General features: G+C 55.7%; 1 pseudogene. It reads right to left on the bottom strand.

The annotated features are described in order from the left end of the window. Positions 1-821, bottom strand: a pseudogene (locus ACZRMO_RS30240) (hypothetical protein); the annotation flags it as partial.

Here is an 821-nt window from a genome sequence, read left to right as displayed (position 1 = left end):
GCGCATCTCCGGGGAAGGTGCGTAGATCCAGAACGCCACCCTGCTGGGCCCGAGGCGTGGCTTCCTCTACGACCGGCGTCGGCAGGCGCACAGGCTTGCTGATTTCCAAGTTCAAATCCGCAGACGTCTGCACCTTACACGCAGTGATCACGGTGTAAGTGATCTTCACCGTTTTGCCACTACTCTCGATCGCTGCATCCGCTGGCAGCTTGAAAATGACAGGCCCTGTGGCACTACCCGATTTAGGGGCCAACGGCCAGCAAGAGCCATCAGGCTTCTCGAAACAAACGGTGATGGTGTGTGCGGAGTTGATTCCGGCGTAATTCACTTCGACATGGAGGCCATTACGGGCGTTCCAGAGGTTCAGGCCCTCTTCAACGGCTTCCTGCACCGAAGGTTTAGGAAGAACCAGAAGCTCCTGCGCGATCTTGAACGACTCATGAGGAAACTCGAAAGCATTCTCCTGCCCGCTCGCGCCACAAAAACTCACTGCAAAATGCAGCTCGAACTCGCTGCAATCGGCCAGCTTTTGCAGTTCTGCCCTAGGAATAGAAGCCTCGACTCCACGATCCTTCCAGTCCTCTTTCACGGGTTCTTCGAGCAAAATGTCAAACCGGTAAATGCTGCCGCTCTCGTCTTCTCCCGTGATCCACATCCAGCAAAGATTCGAACACTCGGCGTAGCCCCAGACGGGCACTGTCGCCAGTGCGGCCCCTGCAAATGTAGTGAGGTCTACGTTGCCGTTAGTTGACTCTTCAATATTCGGATGAACGAACTGGGGCACCGATACGCTGACGTCCTGTGCAGGTGATGACTGTTCA

It is taken from the genome of Pseudomonas sp. B611 (assembly GCF_055407965.1).
This window is presented reverse-complemented; position numbering and strand designations above follow the sequence as displayed.